The sequence below is a fragment of the Bradyrhizobium sp. WSM1417 genome (assembly GCF_000515415.1).
Classification (GTDB): domain Bacteria; phylum Pseudomonadota; class Alphaproteobacteria; order Rhizobiales; family Xanthobacteraceae; genus Bradyrhizobium.
Genome location: NZ_KI911783.1, coordinates 5,465,391 through 5,482,325 on the forward strand (window position 1 = coordinate 5,465,391; position 16,935 = coordinate 5,482,325).

The 16,935-nt window shown below is 65.2% G+C and carries 18 protein-coding genes; 9 read left to right on the forward strand and 9 right to left on the reverse strand.

Annotation, left to right across the window (positions count from 1 at the left end; translation table 11 throughout):
• Positions 1-18 precede the first annotated feature (18 nt).
• Both BRA1417_RS40890 and BRA1417_RS0126675 read left to right on the forward strand, forming a co-directional pair.
• Positions 19-1,260, forward strand: coding sequence for a GNAT family N-acetyltransferase (locus tag BRA1417_RS40890; RefSeq protein WP_027518416.1), 1,242 nt, complete (start codon positions 19-21; stop codon positions 1,258-1,260).
• Between the two features lie 51 nt (positions 1,261-1,311).
• Positions 1,312-1,740, forward strand: a complete 429-nt coding sequence (locus BRA1417_RS0126675; RefSeq protein ID WP_027518417.1) for an HIT family protein — start codon at positions 1,312-1,314, stop codon at positions 1,738-1,740.
• 108 nt (positions 1,741-1,848) lie between these two features.
• Here BRA1417_RS0126675 and tsaA read toward each other — a convergent pair whose 3' ends face one another.
• The 4 genes from tsaA to BRA1417_RS0126695 form a co-directional block, all read right to left on the reverse strand.
• Positions 1,849-2,340: a tRNA (N6-threonylcarbamoyladenosine(37)-N6)-methyltransferase TrmO gene (gene tsaA / locus BRA1417_RS0126680; RefSeq protein WP_027518418.1), complete on the reverse strand. Its 492-nt coding sequence runs from the start codon at positions 2,338-2,340 to the stop codon at positions 1,849-1,851.
• Positions 2,341-2,371: 31 nt separating this feature from the next.
• Positions 2,372-2,722 (reverse strand): AzlD domain-containing protein, encoded by a 351-nt coding sequence (locus tag BRA1417_RS0126685; RefSeq protein WP_027518419.1) that lies wholly within the window; start codon positions 2,720-2,722, stop codon positions 2,372-2,374.
• Entirely contained in the window at positions 2,719-3,459 is a 741-nt protein-coding gene (locus tag BRA1417_RS0126690) for an AzlC family ABC transporter permease (RefSeq protein WP_027518420.1), read from the reverse strand. The genes BRA1417_RS0126685 and BRA1417_RS0126690 overlap by 4 nt, the downstream gene beginning before the upstream one ends.
• Before the next feature lie 105 nt (positions 3,460-3,564).
• On the reverse strand, positions 3,565-4,518 hold the full coding sequence (locus tag BRA1417_RS0126695) for a transglycosylase SLT domain-containing protein (RefSeq protein WP_027518421.1): 954 nt from the start codon (positions 4,516-4,518) through the stop codon (positions 3,565-3,567).
• 108 nt (positions 4,519-4,626) lie between these two features.
• Here BRA1417_RS0126695 and BRA1417_RS0126700 point away from each other — a divergent pair, with 108 nt between their 5' ends.
• Positions 4,627-5,679, forward strand: a complete 1,053-nt coding sequence (locus tag BRA1417_RS0126700; protein WP_027518422.1) for a TRAP transporter substrate-binding protein — start codon at positions 4,627-4,629, stop codon at positions 5,677-5,679.
• Between the two features lie 55 nt (positions 5,680-5,734).
• Here the strand turns inward: BRA1417_RS0126700 and BRA1417_RS46340 are convergent, their stop codons facing one another.
• On the reverse strand, positions 5,735-5,935 hold the full coding sequence (locus tag BRA1417_RS46340) for a hypothetical protein (RefSeq protein WP_027518423.1): 201 nt from the start codon (positions 5,933-5,935) through the stop codon (positions 5,735-5,737).
• A 604-nt stretch (positions 5,936-6,539) separates the two neighbouring features.
• Here BRA1417_RS46340 and BRA1417_RS0126710 point away from each other — a divergent pair.
• Entirely contained in the window at positions 6,540-7,178 is a 639-nt protein-coding gene (locus BRA1417_RS0126710; RefSeq protein WP_027518424.1) for an HAD family hydrolase, read from the forward strand.
• A 4-nt stretch (positions 7,179-7,182) separates the two neighbouring features.
• Here BRA1417_RS0126710 and BRA1417_RS0126715 read toward each other — a convergent pair whose 3' ends face one another.
• Together BRA1417_RS0126715 and BRA1417_RS0126720 are read right to left on the reverse strand one after the other, a co-directional pair.
• Positions 7,183-8,223, reverse strand: coding sequence for a phenylacetaldoxime dehydratase family protein (locus tag BRA1417_RS0126715; RefSeq protein ID WP_027518425.1), 1,041 nt, complete (start codon positions 8,221-8,223; stop codon positions 7,183-7,185).
• A 27-nt stretch (positions 8,224-8,250) separates the two neighbouring features.
• Complete coding sequence (locus tag BRA1417_RS0126720) at positions 8,251-9,267, reverse strand: carbon-nitrogen hydrolase family protein (RefSeq protein WP_027518426.1); 1,017 nt, start codon at positions 9,265-9,267, stop codon at positions 8,251-8,253.
• A 196-nt stretch (positions 9,268-9,463) separates the two neighbouring features.
• On the opposite strand from BRA1417_RS0126720, the gene BRA1417_RS0126725 reads away from it, so the two are divergent.
• From BRA1417_RS0126725 to BRA1417_RS40895, 5 genes are all read left to right on the forward strand, one after another.
• Positions 9,464-10,420: a helix-turn-helix domain-containing protein gene (locus BRA1417_RS0126725; RefSeq protein ID WP_027518427.1), complete on the forward strand. Its 957-nt coding sequence runs from the start codon at positions 9,464-9,466 to the stop codon at positions 10,418-10,420.
• A 98-nt stretch (positions 10,421-10,518) separates the two neighbouring features.
• Positions 10,519-10,755, forward strand: a complete 237-nt coding sequence (locus BRA1417_RS0126730; RefSeq protein ID WP_027518428.1) for a hypothetical protein — start codon at positions 10,519-10,521, stop codon at positions 10,753-10,755.
• Positions 10,756-10,870: 115 nt separating this feature from the next.
• Complete coding sequence (locus tag BRA1417_RS0126735) at positions 10,871-11,896, forward strand: aldo/keto reductase (protein ID WP_027518429.1); 1,026 nt, start codon at positions 10,871-10,873, stop codon at positions 11,894-11,896.
• An 87-nt stretch (positions 11,897-11,983) separates the two neighbouring features.
• Positions 11,984-12,145, forward strand: a complete 162-nt coding sequence (locus tag BRA1417_RS44975; protein ID WP_198034861.1) for a hypothetical protein — start codon at positions 11,984-11,986, stop codon at positions 12,143-12,145.
• 148 nt (positions 12,146-12,293) lie between these two features.
• Positions 12,294-13,715, forward strand: a complete 1,422-nt coding sequence (locus BRA1417_RS40895) for an MFS transporter (protein ID WP_051448385.1) — start codon at positions 12,294-12,296, stop codon at positions 13,713-13,715.
• A 46-nt stretch (positions 13,716-13,761) separates the two neighbouring features.
• Here the strand turns inward: BRA1417_RS40895 and BRA1417_RS0126750 are convergent, their stop codons facing one another.
• Together BRA1417_RS0126750 and clpA are read right to left on the reverse strand one after the other, a co-directional pair.
• Positions 13,762-14,307 carry a cupin domain-containing protein gene (locus BRA1417_RS0126750; RefSeq protein ID WP_051448386.1) on the reverse strand — a complete coding sequence of 182 codons (546 nt, stop codon included), beginning with the start codon at positions 14,305-14,307 and terminating at the stop codon, positions 13,762-13,764.
• Positions 14,308-14,387: 80 nt separating this feature from the next.
• A complete protein-coding gene (clpA, locus tag BRA1417_RS0126755; protein ID WP_027518431.1) occupies positions 14,388-16,793 on the reverse strand; it encodes an ATP-dependent Clp protease ATP-binding subunit ClpA in 2,406 nt (801 codons plus the stop codon).
• Between the last annotated feature and the right edge of the window lie 142 nt (positions 16,794-16,935).

The following is a 16,935-nucleotide window of genomic DNA, read 5'->3' on the forward strand; positions in this document are numbered from 1 at the left end:
TGCACGATCTTGGGCACGATGACACCATCCGAAATCACCCTTGAGGCCGTGCCTTCCATTGGCGAAGTATCGCCGGACGACTGGGACGCCTGCGCCAATCCCGGCAAGTCTTGTAACGGGTATGGCAAAGGAACCTCATCCGGGCTTCCAGGCGATTCCCTCGGCCTCTCAAAGCCCGCCTATAACCCGTTCGTCTCCCACGCGTTTTTATCGGCAGTTGAGAAATCGGGTTCGGCAACGATCCGCACCGGCTGGGGTCCGCGGCATCTCGTGGCCAAGATCGACGGTCGCGTCGCCGGCGTCGTGCCCTGCTATCTGAAATCGCATTCGCAAGGCGAATATGTCTTCGACCGCGGCTGGGCGGATGCCTATGAGCGCGCCGGCGGGCGCTATTATCCGAAGCTGCAGGTTTCGGTTCCCTTCACGCCGGCCACGGGACCGCGGCTGCTGGTCCGCGACGGCGTTGACCGCGAGCGCATCACGGAGGCCTTGGCGAGCGGGCTGGTGGCGCTGTGCGGCGTCAGCAAGGCTTCCTCAGTGCACGTCACTTTCGCCCGCGAGGCGGAGTGGAAGCTGCTCGCCGAGCACGGCTTCCTCCAGCGCACCGACCAGCAGTTCCATTGGCACAACGAGGGTTTTGCGAGTTTCGACGATTTCCTGGCGACGCTGAACTCCCGCCACCGCAAATCGATCAAGCGCGAGCGGCGCGATGCGCTGGCAGCCGGGATCACCATCCACTGCCTCACGGGCAAGGACATCACCGAAGATGCCTGGGACGCCTTCTTTCAATTCTACATGGAGACCGGCTCACGCAAATGGGGCCGGCCTTATCTGACGCGGGAATTCTTTTCGCTGATCGGCGAGACCATGAGCCAGGACGTGCTGCTGGTCATGGCACGCCGCAACGAGCGCTGGATCGCGGGCGCGATCAACTTCATCGGATCGGACACGCTGTTCGGCCGCAACTGGGGTGCGGTCGAGCATCATCCCTTCCTGCATTTCGAGGTCTGCTATTATCAGGCGATCGACTTCGCCATCAAACTCGGGCTAGCGAACGTCGAAGCCGGTGCGCAGGGCGAGCACAAGATCGCACGCGGCTACCTGCCGCGAACCACCCACTCCGCTCACTTCATCGCCGATCCGGGCTTGCGCCGCGCCATCGACGATTACCTCAAGCGCGAGCGCGCCTATGTCGCGGAAGCCGGACGTGAGCTGGCCGGGCTCGGACCGTTCCGCAAAGGCGCCGACGAGGCGCCTTGACGGTTCGTTGCGGCTGGTGACAGTAAGCGAAAATTCCAGGGAGCCGCCGCCATGACCGCCTACGACCCCAACAACATTTTCGCGAAGATCCTGCGCGGTGAATTCTCCTGCCACAAGGTTTACGAGGACGAGCACGTGCTCGCCTTCCTCGATATCATGCCGCGGGTGCCGGGCCACACCCTGGTGATTCCAAAAGCCCCTGCCCGCAACATCCTCGACATCAAGCCTGACGACTACGCCCATGTCGCCCGCGGCGCGCACAAGATCGCTGCCGCAGCGATGACGGCGTTCAAGGCCGACGGCATCACCGTGCAGCAGTTCAACGAGGCGGCCGGCGGACAAGTGGTGTTTCATCTCCACATGCATGTGATGCCGCGCCACGACGGCGTGGCGATGCTACCGCCCGCCAGCCGCAAGGAAGACGTCAAGGTGCTCGAAGAGAACGCGACCAAGCTGATCGCGGCGCTGAAGGCGGGGTAGCTTTCTCCGCTCGTCATTGCGAGCGCAGCGAAGCAATCCAGACTGCCTCCGCGGCTACAGTCTGGATTGCTTCGTCGCAAGAGCTCCTCGCATGACGGAGGAGAGACTTCACTCCGTCTGGAAATCCCCCGGCTGCGGCGCGGCCAGCGGCGTGAACTCGCAACGATCCGGTTTGATGTCGATCAGCGGGGTGTTGTCGAGGCAATCGAGCCCCCGCACCAGAATCGCATTGCCCTCGATGCCGACCAGCTTCACGATCGACGTGCCGATCGGATTGGGGCGCACCGGCGAGCGCAGCGAAAACGTGCCGCGGGTCTTCTCGTTGTTCTTAGGGCTTTGCAGGACGATGTCGCGGCGCGACTTGTCGAGCCAGTAGAGCACTTCGAGATTGCTGTAGAAGTCGACGCCCTTGATCGCCGGCACGAACGGCTCGAAAATTTCGAGGCGGCATATCGGGCCGTCATGCCGGCCCTGGCGCGGGGTCTCCATCCGCGAGCTCCAGGGCGTGCGGATGCGGCCGATGAAGACGAGGCCGGCATCCTGCGTCGGCGGCAGCTCGATGGAGACTTCGCCCTCGCGGAGCTGGTTTTCGCGAACCATATTTCCAATTCCCTGCTGTTCGCCGGTGGTTTTAGCCCAACCACCACTTGCCGGCCAGCATGAAGACTTCGCCCGCGACCACGCCCGCGAAGATCGAGCGGCGCGTCAGCAGGAAGACGACGAGGCCGGCGCCGACCGCACCGTAGCGTAAGGCATCCGGCACGCTCGCAAGCGCCCCGGGCGGCTCGACCACGATCTGGGCGATGACGCCGGCCAGGATCGCGGTGGCGACCGCCCGTACCCAGACCAGAAGCTCGGAGCCCTCGTCGATGCCGCCGCCAAACCACAGGCCCAGCATGCGCCATATCTGGTTGGGAACAACGCCGGCGACGAACAGCACCACCAGCGCGTGCCAGTCGCCAACGAGCTGCGCAAAGCTCATGCGCGCACCTCCCGCCACCAATGCACGCCATAGGCAATCGTGCCGGCCACGAGACCGCTGACGAGGATGTCGAGGCCGGAGTTCATCTTCGCGGCCAGCGGATAAAGCAGAACCCCGAGCGCGAGGGCGACGACATCGGCGACCTCGCGGCTGTTGCGTGCGGTCGAGAACAGGAAGGACAGCGGCGTCAGCAAGAGGATCGCCGCCCCAAGCGTCTGGGTCAGATTGGCGGCAAGGAAATAGCCGACCGTGTTGGCGGTGAGACACACCGAGACAAGACCGAAGCCAAGTCCGTTGACGAAGGCGATCCGGCGTTCACGCGGCACCTGCGGCAGGAAGCGATGGCATTCGACCCACAGTGTCACCGCGGTGAGATGCGCCGCGAAAAACAGCTCGCGCCGTTTCGTCGTCGGCGTGCGCATCAAGGGCAGCACCGAGACCACCATCGGAAACAGACGGATCGCACTGACGGTGACCGCGATCGCCGACTGGATGATCGTCGCGCCGGAGCCGAGCGTGGTGATCAGGATGATCTGCGCCGGCCCCGCCCAGACGAACAGCGTCGAGCAGAGCGCCCAGAGCAGGCTGAAATGGGTATCGTGGGCGAGCGCGCCAATGCCGAGATAGGTTGCGAACAGGACGAGGGTGAGGATCGTCTGCGTGATCGAGCGCAGTCCCCACGCAAAGGCGCGCCAGGGACTTTGCCATTGAGGTGAATCGAGCGGAGGAAGCGCCACGGGAGTCTTGGCCGGATGAGGAATCGTGCCCGCATAACGGGCAATGCGGCGCCTCGCGTCAAGGAAGCGCGCGGCGGGGCTGGCATGCACGCTGGGACAGATACCCTACCCGCTCACGCCGCGGTTCTTCAGCACGAAGCACGCCCCGCCAGCCTTGCGGATGCGACCGCAGAGTTCATCCGCCTCGCTCCGCGTATCGGCGCCGATACGCACCTGGTAGAAGGCGCGCGTGCCACGGCTGCGCATCACTGAGCTCAGCAGGCTCGGATCACGTTCGCCGATCACGGCGCCCAGCCGCGTGACCGCGCGGGAATACATCGCCAACGCCCGGTTGCGGTCAAAGCCCGCGGCGAGCTGCACGCCCCAGATCTTTGCAGCCGCAAGCTCCACATGCTGCTCGAGCTCGGCGACGAAGGCATTCGGCGCGCGCTTCAACAGCGCCATCAGATCGCGGCAGCTTGTCGGTGGCGCGATGGGCGGCCCCTTGCCGGTCGCGCCTGCCTTGGCCCACGCATCGACGCTCGTGCCAGTGATGGCAAGAACGTAATTGCGGGTCTGCTCCGGCATGCCGCCGGTGCCGGCGAGCCATTCCTGCACCCGGCGCGGCCCGGCATTGTAGGCGGCGGCGGCCAGCCCGAGATTGCCAAACTGGTTGCGCAGCTCGTTCAGGAATTCCGCCGACTTCGGCAGCGCCTGCACCGGATTGAAGGGATTGAGCAGCCCGCGCTCGCTCGCGGTGCCCGGCATGAACTGCGCGATCCCTTGCGCGTGTTCGCCGCTGCGCGTCATGGGCCCCACCGCGTCGGCCTGGAAGCGGCTCTCCTGCCAGATCACGCGGGCGAAGAACTCCAGCGGCAGATTGGCATCGCGCGCTGCGGCCTCGACGATCAGGCAGATCGATTCCCGCGTGTCGCTCTCCCGCGCATCCGCGGGCTTCGCCGGCGGCGTCGCGAGCTCTTCGACGCTGGGGACAGCGACATCGGTCTTAGCGGGCGAACTGTCCCACGCCGCGGCCTGTGTCGCCGAGACGAGCAGCGCGGGGATGATGCACATCGCCATCTGCACCCATCCTGTGCAGGCATGGCGGTGGCGCGCCGCGGCGCGGCATGCGACAGTGTGATCTGCCATGTTGTGGCATCGTGCCATGGTTCGACGAGTTGCCAATATATGCTGCCTGACCTGCTTCTCCCAATGCGTTACCCCGCCAAACGGATCCGCGCGATCCTTGTCCTCGCCGCGCTCATCCTGAGCGTCGCGCCAGCCGCCGCGCAGGTGGCGTCTCAAGTCGCGTCTCAAGTCACATCCCAGGTCACTTGGCGCATGACCACGGAATATCCAGAGAATAACATCTCCGGGATTGGACTCTCGACTTTCGCCAGCCGCGTCTCCGACCGTACCCACGGTTTCGTGACCGTGACCAACGCCTTCGACAACCAGCTCAAGATCAACTCGGGCGAGATGCCGCGCGCGGCGCTGGACGGCCGGATCGCGGGCGGTGATGCCTTCGCGGGCGCGCTCTCGGGCCTCGATCCCGTGCTCGGGCTGTCCACCCTGCCCTTCCTAGTGCAATCGGTGGATCTCGCCCGTGCCACCAATCTGCGGGCGCGCCCGCTCTATGAGAAGGCGCTCGCGGCGCGCGGCCTCAAGCTGCTGTATGTGACGATTTGGCCGGCCACGGGCCTCTGGTCGGAGCGGCCGCTCGAAGGCGCCGACGACCTGCCAAAACTGAACTTGCGAACCTACGATGCCAATTCCACCGAGGTCATGCGCGCGGCCGGCGCGAACGCGCAATTCCTGCCGATGGACGCGGCGCTCGCCGGACTGAGGGAACACCGGCTGAATGCCTTCCTCACCTCCGGCGACGGCGGCGCGGGGCGCAAATTGTGGGACTTCCTGCCGCATTTCACGGCCATCAACTACGCGATGCCAGTCTCGATCGCCTTCGTCCGCAGCGACGCCTTTGCCGAACTGTCCGAGCCGATGCAGCGCGAGGTGCTGGCCGCGGCGGCCGAGACAGAACAGAGCCAACTCGCGCTACTGACCCACCGCACCATCGAGAACTATGCGCGCATGCGCGACAATGGCGTCCATATCGCCGAGCCGGCGCCAGCGTTCATTGTCACGGAGTTGCGGAAGGCAGCAACGAACGCGATCACCGCCTGGGAAACCCGGGCAGGCGCGGAGGCGACCGCCATCGTCGAATGGGCGAGACAGCAATGAGGGAGCGCTATCGGCATCAGCAATGAACGCTCCGCTGGTGTCGCTGCCTACTGCCTTAGTTTTTGATCGGAACCGGGATTTCGCCCCGGATGGCGCGGTCGAGGGCATCGATCAGCGCCTGGATCTCGATAAACTTGTTGCGCGCGCGCTCGGCCGTGTCGCGCACAAAGGGAGCGGCCAGCACTTTCGCATGCGCATCCCTGTCCTCGATCATGCGATCACGGGCCTTCTTCAGAGTTTCAAGTCGCTCGCTCATCCGGCCTCTCCTGAAAAAATCGTCTCGATCTCTCGTCCGGACTCGTCGATCAACGCGAACGCGGCGAACGAGCCCCCTCAACAGCCGCGGCAGATGTTCTTCAGCTTCGCTGCGGTTCTGGCCTCTTCCGCCACGAACGGGTCCTTGTAGGCAGCACGGGACCTATCGTTCTCCGCAGCAGCGGCCTTTTTTCCTTCGGAGGAAACGCAGCATCGTAGCAGGCGAGACGTCCGCTCGTGCTTTCGATCGCCCGGCAGTCCGGTCCTGCCGCGACAGCCCCTTGCGGCAGTGTGCCAAGTATCAATGTGCCAAGCATCGACGCGGCAAGAAGCGCTCTCCGGCGGATCCGGTCGACCAGACGAAATCGAGTCACGCACGCTCCTGCTCAGTCGGCGGGAGCGCTGGTGACCCTCAGTCACCGGTCGATGCCAATGGAAGGCGGTGATGGCGCGACTCTACGCTTCCCTCCCGCAAATAGCGAGCTTTAAGGGATACGCGGTATCAAGAAGCCGATTTTCGGCGTGGCAATGGTTGCGCGTTTGCCTTGGTCCGCGGCCTCGTTTAGGTCTGGCATAGACGGCGGTATCAACACAGGCGCGGCAACATGGTGACGATCTATTTCGACCTCGACGGCACGCTGACCAACCCGAAGCCCGGGATCACGCGCTCGATCCAGTACGCCCTGGAGCGGCTCAACGTCGCGGTGCCGAGCGAGGACGAGCTGACCTGGTGCATCGGCCCGCCGCTGCATGCCAGCCTGCAAAAGCTCACGGGCAGCGCGGAACTCGCCGACCGGGCGCTGCTGCTCTATCGCGAGCGCTTCAGCGATGTCGGCCTGTTCGAGAACGAGGCCTATGCCGGCATCATGGACACGCTGACCACGCTTGCCGCGACCACACCGCGCATGTTCGTGGCGACCAGCAAGCCCGCGGTGTACGCCACCCGCATCGTCGAGCATTTCGGCCTGAAACCGTATTTCGAGCGCGTGTTCGGCTCCGAGCTCGACGGCACGCGCGTCGACAAGCGCGACCTGCTGCGTTACGCGCTCGACGAGGCCAAGGTCGATCCCGCCAGGGCGATCATGATCGGCGACCGCAGCCATGACGTGGTCGGCGCCCGCACCAACGGCATGACCGCGATCGGCGTCCTCTATGGCTACGGCAGCGAGGCCGAGCTGCGACACGCCGGGGCGCATCACATCTGCGCCGCGCATCCCGAGCTGCTCGGCCATTGCGTGATCTAGTCGATCAAGCGTCGGCGGCCTCCACCGCCGCCAGCATGCCGGTCCTGGCGTGACAGTTCAGATATTCGAAGAACTGCTCGTCGGCAGCTGCCACGGTGACCTCGTGGTGGAGCCGCAGTTTTGCCGAGGGGCCGAGCGTCGACAGGTACTTCATCGCGGCGCCGAATATCCTGACGTGGGTCGGATGCGACTCCGCCCACCGCTCCAGCGCGGCCAGGCTTTTCCACCAGCTTTGGCCGTAGGACTTTTCACTCACATCCCCGCCGGCTGCAAGCACGCGCATGTAACGGTTGGCGTAGCAGCCGATGCCGAGGCCGTCATCACGCAGGAAATCCATGCCCTCGCGCAACACCGGTTCGACGTCGTCGAGATAGAGCTTTCGCTCGGACGACTCTGTATCGCTCCAATCCTGGCCTGATCGGATCAGACAGAGATTGTCGTGCGCCCGCACGCGCAGCCGCGCGCCGTCGCGGATCAGCTCGGGATTGCCGCCCGGCGACATTGAATCGGTCTGCGACAGCGGGATGCGGTCACGCATGCCGCCCCAATAGGCGTGCTCCTGCACCTCGCCGCTCATGCCGCCGGCGATAGCGGCGACGCCCTCGGGCCGGCCGAGCGAGGAAAACAGCGTCTCGTGCCGCGCCACCATGGGGCGCAGCACCTCGATGAAAGTGCCGATGCCCTCGCGCTGCGTTCCGGTCCAGGCCTCGCGCGCCGGCGCGAACCATTTGTCGAACCGCGTAATGTCGTCCCAATAGGCCACCGAGACGACGTTCTCATAGCCGGCCTGATCAACATATTGCGCGCGGTCCCAATGCGAGGGCCCACCTTCCGCGGCAAACCGCGCCGCGATGTCGGCGAGCGCGTCCGTTGCAGCCGCCGGCGCCGTGCCGCGATATTGCAGGCCGAAATAGGCCATCACGACGCGGTTCACGGCAGGCTTATAGCGCGCCACGAAGGACGGATATGGCGGCTGGTAATCGTCCGGCACGCGCTTGTGGCGCGTGCGCGGGATCTCGAGATGCAGAGGAATTGCGGATTCCATGAGCGTGCCTCCCCTTGATTGCGGCGATCAGCTCGTCGCCGCGGCAATGTCCGTGGGCTCGACGGTGTCCACCGGCAGTGCAAACTGCTCGACGCGCTGGTATCGCTTTTTGTTGAGCAGGAGCCGCGTGACGTCGGGGCGCGAATAGTGCCCGGCTGGATCAGCGGCGTTCTTGGCAACACCGATGGCGCCAAGATCGATCTCGGCAATCAAGAGGCCCTCCTGGTCCGGCGCGAGCTTATCGCCGATCTGGCTGCCGTCGGGACCATAGATCGCAGCGAAGCCACCACCGGCATGCAGCAGCGCATGCTTGTCCGGCCGATCACAGAGTTCGTCGATCATCGCTTGCGAGACCGTCGCGCATGGCGCGAGCACGAAGCAGGAGCCCTCCACAGCATAGACGCGCGAGGCGGCGTTGTTCACCTCGGCACCAAGCGCCGGGGCGAAGGGATCGTAGAGCGAAAAGCTCGGCCAGGCCGCGACATGGACCTGCTCGTTCTGGGCATACATGGCGTATTTCGACAGCGGCTGGAGATGCTCCCAGCAGCACAATGCGCCGATGCGGCCGATGTCGGACCGCGCATGCACGGCGAGATCGCTGCCGTCGCCCTCGCCATAGACCGTGCGCTCGGCATGGGTCGGCCGCAGCTTGCGGCGCTTTGCGATGGTCTCGCCATCGGGCCCGATCAGCCATTGCGCGAGATAAAGACTGCCGCCGTCGCGCTCGGAGAGGCCGAGCACGGCAGTGAGCTTGGCCTTGCGCACGGCATCACGCAGCCGCTCGGCGTGTGGACTGTCATAGGACAGCGAATTGTCGAAATAGCGCTGCACGAAGCCGCGGCCGATCGCCCAGGCCGGGGAATCCATCCAGATGTGCCAGGGGTAGCCGGGGATGAAGGCTTCCGGAAAGGCGATCAGCTTGGCGCCCTTCTCGGCGGCGTCCCTGATCAGGGCGATCGACTTGTCGATCGAGGCGTCGAGATCGAGCCAGGCGGGCGCCGCCTGCACCACTGCGACCTTGTATTTCGGATGTTCGATGCCCATTCCCGCCTCCCTTGCCGGTTGATCGGAAGCCAGGTCCGATGCAGTCTATTTGACCAAGCCGGGCGGCGGGCGCTCGACCACGGCGGAACAAAAACTCGACCGGACGGAATCGCCGGCCCGGTACGGGATTTGCCTCCGTCAGTGGGGACCTGCGCCGACACGCGATTTTGCGGGATGTGAAAGGGAGGCTCTGCAGATGCCAGTCCAGTTCACCACGGACGACAGCCCAGGCCACCGCCGCCTTGCGCTCTGGCAGGATATCGTCTGCGACGTCTTCGTCGGGCTCGACTGCAAGTCCGATCTTGGCAGCGCCTTTCGCGGCTCGGTCACCCGGGCGCCACTGGGCAAGGCGGAATGCTCCGAGGTCTGCTCCGACCGTCAGCAAGTTTTGCGCACGCCGTCGCGCATCGCGCGCTCGGATCAGGACTTCATCCTGATCGCGCTCGGCAATCGCGGCGCCGGCGGCGTGGTGCAGGACGGCCGCGAGGCCGTGGTCAATCCGGGAGAGTTTGCGCTCTATGACACCACCCGTCCCTACGAGCTGAAATTCGACGGCATCTTCACGCAGACCATCTTCAAGGTGCCGCGCGAGATGCTGCAGCGCCGGCTCGGCGCGACCGAAACTCTTACCGCCACCTCTTTCGGGCCGGACTCGCCACTGCAGAGGATCGCCTACGATTTCATCTACCGGCTCTGCCAGAGCGCGGATCAGATCGATCCGCACCACGCCGCCGCTCTGTCGGAACAGGCCGTCGATGTCCTGGCGATGGCACTGGGCGAGCGGCTGGGCAAGACGCCGCTGCCGTCCTCGACCCATCGCTCCGCCCTGCTCTACCGATTGAAGGCGCATATCCGGGCTCATCTTGCCGATCCCGACCTCTCGCTGTCCGAGACCGCAGCGGCGCTCGGCATCTCGTCCCGTTATGTCAACGATCTCCTCGCCGACGAGGACACTTCGTTCCAGCGCTACGTCCTCGGTGAGCGCCTCGCTCAATGCAGGCGCGACCTCGCCTCCCCCGTGCTCGCGCACCGCCACATCAGCGAGATCGCCTTCGCCTGGGGCTTCAACGACCTCTCGCATTTCGGCCGCGTCTTCCGCGAGCATTTCGGGATGTCACCGCGCGACTTCCGGCAGAGCCAGTCGCGGCATTGACGTCCGGGCAGCCAATGGCCCGAGCCTTCGTTTCAGGCGAAGGCGATGCTCGTGAATTCCAGATTGTCAGGTGCAGCTGCCGGGATCAGGCTCTGCACATGAGAACCAACGCGACGATAAGCGGATCGGAGGTCTTGCTCGGCGTGATCGCGATCCGGCTCGCGGTGCTGGTCGCGGTGGGCTGGGGCCTGATGTTCCTGCCGCAGCAGGCGCGCGAGAGCGAGGTCGCCTGCCTTCAATCGCCACTAGCGAGGAGCGCGGCTCGGCTTCCCGCGACGACGGTCGATCCGCACGTGATTGACGCAGCATTCGATGACATGCGTTTGCACGACTAGGCCTCTCCCAAGCAAGGCCGGTATGTGAGCGGGGCGTAGGACACGGCGCGTGCTTGCACTACCATCCGGCGCAGAGGTCGCGGGATAAATCAGCGGTCAGCCGAGGAGCAAATCGATGGAATACCGACGCTTGGGCCGCTCGGGCCTCATGGTGCCCGCCTTGAGTCTTGGGACCGGCACTTTCGGCGGCGCGGGCCGCCTCGCTGCGTGGGGCGCGACTGACGCGACCGAAGCGCGGCGCCTTCTGGATATCTGCCTCGATGCCGGCGTATCGATGTTCGACACCGCGAACGTCTATTCGCTCGGCGAGTCCGAGCGCGTTCTGGGCGAGGCCATCAAGGGCCGCCGCGACAAGGTGCTGGTCTCCACCAAGGCGACGTTCCGCTTCGGCGATGGCCCCAACGACGTCGGGTCGTCGCGGCAGCATCTGCTCGCGGCCATCGATGCTTCGCTGAGCCGGCTCGGCACCGATTACATCGACCTGTTCCAGCTCCACGGCTTCGATGCCTTCACCCCGCCTGAAGAGGTGCTCGCCACTCTCGACGTGCTCGTGCGCGCGGGCAAGATCCGCTACGTCGGCGTCTCGAACTTTTCCGGCTGGCACCTGATGAAATCGCTTGGCGTTGCCGACAAGCATGGCTTCCCGCGTTACGTCGCCAACCAGACCTATTATTCGCTGATCGGGCGCGACTACGAATGGGAGCTGATGCCGCTCGGCCTCGACCAGGGCCTCGGCGCGGTGGTCTGGTCGCCGCTCGGATGGGGACGCCTCACCGGAAAGATCCGCCGCGGCCAGCCAAAGCCTGACGTAAGCCGCTTGCCCCAGACCGCCGAGTTCGGTCCACCCGTGCCGGACGAGCACGTCTATCGCGTCGTCGATGCGATCGACGAGGTCGCCAAGGAAACAGGCAAGAGCGTCTCGCAGATCGCGCTGAACTGGCTGCTGCAGCGTCCGACCGTCTCGACGCTGATCATCGGCGCGCGCAACGAGACGCAGCTGCGCGAAAATCTCGGCGCGGTCGGCTGGTCATTGACCAAGGACCAGATCGCCAAGCTTGATGCGGCGAGCAAGGTGACGCTGCCTTATCCTTACTGGCACCAGCGCACGACCTTCACCGACCGCAATCCACCGGCGGTCTAGCGGCCAGGGCGCCGGCGCAATCCGGCTTGAGCTGCATCAAGCCGGACCGCGCCGACAGTGGCATCGTGCGCTCCCGCGAGGCAGCCGATGCGCCGATTTGCCATGAAGGCCCTGTTCACGGCTCTCAATCTCAGCCGCGCCGAGCGGAGCGGAATCGATTGGGACCGCACCATCCGGATTGTCTCGACCGCGGTGACGGTTGGGCTCGCCGCGCTCTATGTGTTCGGGAAGTCGACCTCGCGCTGGTGAGCCCGCGAAGGCCGTTCCGACCCATGCCCGCGGTGCCGGGAGACCCGCGCCCGGTGCAGGAACCGCCCGTATCCTGCCGGGTTGCGATGCATCTCGCAATTTTCTAATCCGGAGACGAACCACGGCCCGAATCAAGCACGCCGCCATCATGTCGCCAGCCCCCATGGAGCACGCCGACGGCCTGCCGCAGCCGCAGCGGGGCCAGGCGGTCCTGACCATTGCGCTCGGCATCATCATGGCAGTGGTCGACAGCGCCATCGCCAACGTCGCGCTGCCGACGATCGCGGCCGACCTCGACGCCAGCCCGGCGTTCTCGATCTGGATCGTCAACGGCTACCAGCTCGCGATCACGATCTCACTGCTGCCGCTGGCTTCGCTCGGCGAGATCGTCGGCTATCGCCGCGTCTATCTGGTCGGGCTGGTGCTGTTCACGCTTGCCTCCGCATTCTGCGCGCTGGCGCACACGCTGCCACTCCTCACGATTGCACGCATCGTGCAGGGGTTCGGCGCGGCCGGCATCATGAGCGTCAACGCGGCGCTGGTGCGTTTCACTTACCCCCGCAGCCAGCTCGGCCGCGGCATCGGGCTCAACGCCCTCGTCGTTGCCTTCTCGGCCGCGGTCGGCCCGACGCTCGCCGCCGGCATCCTCGCGTTCGGCAGCTGGCCCTGGCTGTTCGCCATCAACGTCCCGCTCGGCGTGCTGACATTGGTACTGGGCCTGCGCAGCCTTCCGCACACCAAACCCGCGAGCCATTCCTTCGACTGGCAGAGCGCGGCGCTGTCCGCGATCACCTTCGGCGTCGGCATCGCGGCCGTCGATAGCGTCGGTCATGGCGAAGCCGCGATCACCTGCCTCGTGCAGTTCGCCATCGCGCTCGTCGCCGGCGCGCTGCTGATCTACCGCGAGACCCACATGGCTTCGCCGCTGCTGCCGATCGACCTGTTGCGCATTCCGGTGTTCGCCCTGTCGATCGCGACCTCGATCGCCTCGTTCTGCGGGCAGATGCTGGCTTTCGTCGCGATCCCCTTCTACCTCCAGAGCCGCTTCGGCTATTCGGCGGTGCATATGGGCCTCTTGATCACGCCATGGCCGATCGCGGTGGCGTTCGCGGCCCCCCTCGCCGGCCGCCTGGTCGAGCATTATCCGGCGGGCCTGCTCGGCGGCATCGGCCTCGCGCTGTTCGCCTGCGGCCTCGCTGCGCTCGCCTTGCTGCCGGCGGCGCCCACGCCGCTCGACGTGATCTGGCGGATGGCGCTGGCCGGCGCCGGCTTCGGCCTGTTCCAGACCCCCAATAACCGCACCATGATCGCAGCCGCCCCGCGCGAGCGTGCCGGTGGCGCCAGCGGCATGCTGGGCACGGCGCGGCTGCTTGGGCAGACCACCGGCGCAGCGCTGGTCGCGCTGTTCCTCGGCCGCTATCCGATCGAGGGAACCAGGATCGCGTTGCTGACCGGCGTCGGCTTCGCGCTCTGCGGCGCGGCGCTGAGCATGTTGCGGCTGTCGCCCGCAGGCGCGCGCGGCGCCGAGCATGTTCGGGTGCAGGACGACCAGCGCCTGCGCGGCGAATAGCGCGTGACCACTTGGGATGGCCAATTTCGGCTGGGTCCGCCCCTCCTCACATCTTCACCATCTCGGTGCGATATTTCGGCAGCAGTGCTGCGATCAGCTTGCCTTTCTCGGCCATCTCTTCCGGAGTCGGCTTCGGCGGTGGCGACGTGCGGCCTTCGACGGGAAAGCCAACCGCCAGGAAGAATTCGTCCTGTCCCGCTGGCGTGCACATGCAGAGCATACGAGCCGTCTTGCCGGATACGTTCTTGAACGCGTGCGGTGCGTTGGCCGGAACGTTGACGGTCGACCCGGCACTTACGGTGTGGGACTTACCGCGAAAGGTGAATTCAAGTTCGCCTTCGAGCAGCGTGAACATTTCCTCGAAGTCGTGGCGGTGCGGCGGGGGCCCGCCGCCGGCGGGCACCAACATGTCGACCAGGCAATAGCGTCCCGCGGTCTGCGCGCCCGACACCAGGACCGTGTAGGTGCCGCCGGCCACAGAGATATGCGGCACGTCAGCGCCGTCGGGATCGGCGACCGTCAGGGCGCGGCCGGGATCGTCGGCGGGGATCGAGGGAGCCGACGAGGAATTTGCAAAAGGCGTTTTGGTCATATCGGATCTTCTTGCTCATATTCGACCGCCAACGAAAAGGCCGGCTTTTCAGCCGGCCTTTTCAATTCATCGCGTGCAGATCAAGCCTTGACCAGCGGGCTCTTGGTCGGCCCCTTCGAGCCGCCGGGGCCGCCGGGCTTGGACTTGCCCGGCGGGCGCTTGCGGGCTCCCGGGAGCTTCTCCTGCTTCGGCGTGACCGGACCCTCGACGAACTCGAACCCGATCTTGTCCTTAGTCTCGTCGGCCTCGTCCTTGACCAGAACGACGCGGACATGGCCGCCACCCTTGAGTTTGCCGAACAGCACCTCGTCGGCCAACGGCTTCTTGATGTGCTCCTGGATCACGCGAGCCATCGGACGTGCGCCCATCTGCTCGTCGTAACCATGCTTCACCAGCCAGGTCTTGGCGGGATCGGACAGCTCGATGGTGACATCGCGATCGCCGAGTTGCGCTTCGAGCTGAAGCACGAACTTCTCGACCACCGTACCGATCACCTCGACGCTGAGATGGCCGAACGACACGACGGCATCGAGACGGTTGCGGAATTCCGGCGCGAACTGCCGGTTGATCGCCTCGTGGTCGTCGCCTTCCCGCTTCGAGCGCGTGAAGCCGAACGCCTGCTTGGCGAGATCGGACGCGCCCGCATTCGTGGTCATGATCAGGATCACGTTGCGGAAGTTGACCTGCTTGCCGTTGTGATCCGTGAGCCGGCCGTGATCCATGATCTGGAGCAGCACGTTGTAGAGATCTGGATGCGCCTTCTCGATCTCGTCGAGCAGCACCACGCAATGCGGATGCTGGTCGACGCCGTCGGTGAGCAGGCCGCCCTGATCGAAGCCGACATAGCCGGGAGGCGCGCCGATCAGGCGCGACACGGTATGCCGTTCCATGTATTCGGACATGTCGAAGCGCAACAGCTCGACGCCGAGCGACGCCGCGAGCTGCTTTGCGACCTCGGTCTTGCCGACGCCGGTCGGACCCGAGAACAGATAGCAGCCGATCGGCTTCTCCGGCTCACGCAGGCCGGCTCGCGCCAGCTTGATCGAAGCGGCGAGCGACTCGATCGCCTTGTCCTGACCGAACACGGTGCGCTTGAGGGTCTGCTCGAGATGCTTGAGCACCTCGGCGTCGTCCTTCGACACGCTCTTCGGCGGGATCCGCGCCATCGAGGCGATCGTGGTCTCGATCTCCTTGATGCCGATGGTCTTCTTGCGCTTGTTCTCGGCGACCAGCATCTGCGCCGCGCCGGATTCGTCGATCACGTCGATCGCCTTGTCCGGCAGCTTGCGGTCGTGGATGTAGCGCGAAGAGAGCTGCACCGCAGCCTCGATCGCCTCATTGGTGTATTTCAGCCGGTGGTAGTCTTCGAAGTACGGCTTGAGGCCCTTGAGGATTGCGATCGCGTCCTCGACCGTCGGCTCGTTGACGTCGATCTTCTGGAAGCGCCGCACCAGCGCGCGGTCCTTCTCGAAGTGCTGCCGGTATTCCTTGTAGGTGGTCGAGCCCATGCAGCGGATGGTGCCGGAAGCGAGCGCGGGCTTGAGCAGGTTCGAGGCATCCATCGCCCCGCCCGACGTCGCGCCCGCACCGATCACGGTGTGGATCTCGTCGATGAACAGGATGGCATTGGGATGCGCCTCGAGCTCCTTCAGCACCTGCTTCAGGCGTTCCTCAAAGTCGCCGCGATAGCGCGTACCGGCGAGCAGCGTGCCCATGTCGAGCGAGAACACGGTCGCAGCCGCCAGCACCTCCGGCACCTCGCTGTCGACGATGCGCTTGGCCAGGCCCTCCGCGATCGCGGTCTTGCCGACGCCGGCTTCGCCGACGAACAGCGGATTGTTCTTCTGCCGGCGGCACAGCACCTGGATCGCGCGGTTGATCTCGGAATTGCGTCCGATCACCGGATCGATCTTGCCGTCACGCGCCTTCTTGTTGAGGTTGACGCAATAGGTCTCGAGCGCCTCGCCCTTCTTCTTGGCGTCGTCGCTGCCCTTGGTTTCGGTCTCTTCGTCGACGCCGCGCACGGGGCGTGCCTCGGAGACGCCCGGTCGCTTCGCGATGCCGTGGCTGATGTAGTTGACGGCGTCGTAGCGCGTCATGTCCTGCTCCTGCAGGAAATACGCGGCATGACTCTCGCGCTCGGCAAAGATCGCGATCAGCACGTTGGCGCCGGTCACCTCTTCCCGACCGGACGACTGCACGTGGATCACCGCGCGCTGGATCACCCGCTGGAAGCCTGCGGTCGGCTTGGCGTCGTCGGCGCCGTCCGTTACCAGGTTCTCGAATTCGGTCTCAAGATAATTGACCAGGCTCGTGCGGAGCTTGTCGAGGTCGACGCTACAGGCGCGCATGACGGCGGCTGCATCGGAGTCGTCGATCAGGGAGAGCAAAAGATGCTCGAGCGTCGCGTATTGGTGATGACGCTCGTTTGCGATCGCCAGTGCACGATGCAGGGATTGTTCAAGGCTTTGGGAAAAAGTCGGCATTCGCGTCCTCTATGGCCCCCACCATCATGATCGCCATCGCCCGGTCAGGCAACAACAACCTTTGTCACATATAGTTATACAAGATCGCGGCGAAAGACCGGTTCCGCGACTCAGGCGGCTGCACAGCTGAGGTATTTTTCGA

What these genes read in the sequence shown, in the direction of transcription:
- BRA1417_RS0126710 (WP_027518424.1), top strand. Translation starts at nt 6,540, where the DNA reads ATGGTGACGATCTATTTCGACCTCGACGGCACGCTGACCAACCCGAAG.
- tsaA (WP_027518418.1), bottom strand. Translation starts at nt 2,340, where the DNA reads ATGGTTCGCGAAAACCAGCTCCGCGAGGGCGAAGTCTCCATCGAGCTG.
- BRA1417_RS0126700 (WP_027518422.1), top strand. Translation starts at nt 4,627, where the DNA reads ATGCTGCCTGACCTGCTTCTCCCAATGCGTTACCCCGCCAAACGGATC.
- BRA1417_RS40890 (WP_027518416.1), top strand. Translation starts at nt 19, where the DNA reads ATGACACCATCCGAAATCACCCTTGAGGCCGTGCCTTCCATTGGCGAA.
- BRA1417_RS0126715 (WP_027518425.1), bottom strand. Translation starts at nt 8,223, where the DNA reads ATGGAATCCGCAATTCCTCTGCATCTCGAGATCCCGCGCACGCGCCAC.
- clpA (WP_027518431.1), bottom strand. Translation starts at nt 16,793, where the DNA reads ATGCCGACTTTTTCCCAAAGCCTTGAACAATCCCTGCATCGTGCACTG.
- BRA1417_RS40895 (WP_051448385.1), top strand. Translation starts at nt 12,294, where the DNA reads ATGTCGCCAGCCCCCATGGAGCACGCCGACGGCCTGCCGCAGCCGCAG.
- BRA1417_RS0126730 (WP_027518428.1), top strand. Translation starts at nt 10,519, where the DNA reads ATGAGAACCAACGCGACGATAAGCGGATCGGAGGTCTTGCTCGGCGTG.
- BRA1417_RS0126750 (WP_051448386.1), bottom strand. Translation starts at nt 14,307, where the DNA reads ATGACCAAAACGCCTTTTGCAAATTCCTCGTCGGCTCCCTCGATCCCC.
- BRA1417_RS0126695 (WP_027518421.1), bottom strand. Translation starts at nt 4,518, where the DNA reads ATGGCGATGTGCATCATCCCCGCGCTGCTCGTCTCGGCGACACAGGCC.
- BRA1417_RS0126675 (WP_027518417.1), top strand. Translation starts at nt 1,312, where the DNA reads ATGACCGCCTACGACCCCAACAACATTTTCGCGAAGATCCTGCGCGGT.
- BRA1417_RS0126685 (WP_027518419.1), bottom strand. Translation starts at nt 2,722, where the DNA reads ATGAGCTTTGCGCAGCTCGTTGGCGACTGGCACGCGCTGGTGGTGCTG.
- BRA1417_RS0126735 (WP_027518429.1), top strand. Translation starts at nt 10,871, where the DNA reads ATGGAATACCGACGCTTGGGCCGCTCGGGCCTCATGGTGCCCGCCTTG.
- BRA1417_RS0126720 (WP_027518426.1), bottom strand. Translation starts at nt 9,267, where the DNA reads ATGGGCATCGAACATCCGAAATACAAGGTCGCAGTGGTGCAGGCGGCG.
- BRA1417_RS46340 (WP_027518423.1), bottom strand. Translation starts at nt 5,935, where the DNA reads ATGAGCGAGCGACTTGAAACTCTGAAGAAGGCCCGTGATCGCATGATC.
- BRA1417_RS0126725 (WP_027518427.1), top strand. Translation starts at nt 9,464, where the DNA reads ATGCCAGTCCAGTTCACCACGGACGACAGCCCAGGCCACCGCCGCCTT.
- BRA1417_RS44975 (WP_198034861.1), top strand. Translation starts at nt 11,984, where the DNA reads ATGCGCCGATTTGCCATGAAGGCCCTGTTCACGGCTCTCAATCTCAGC.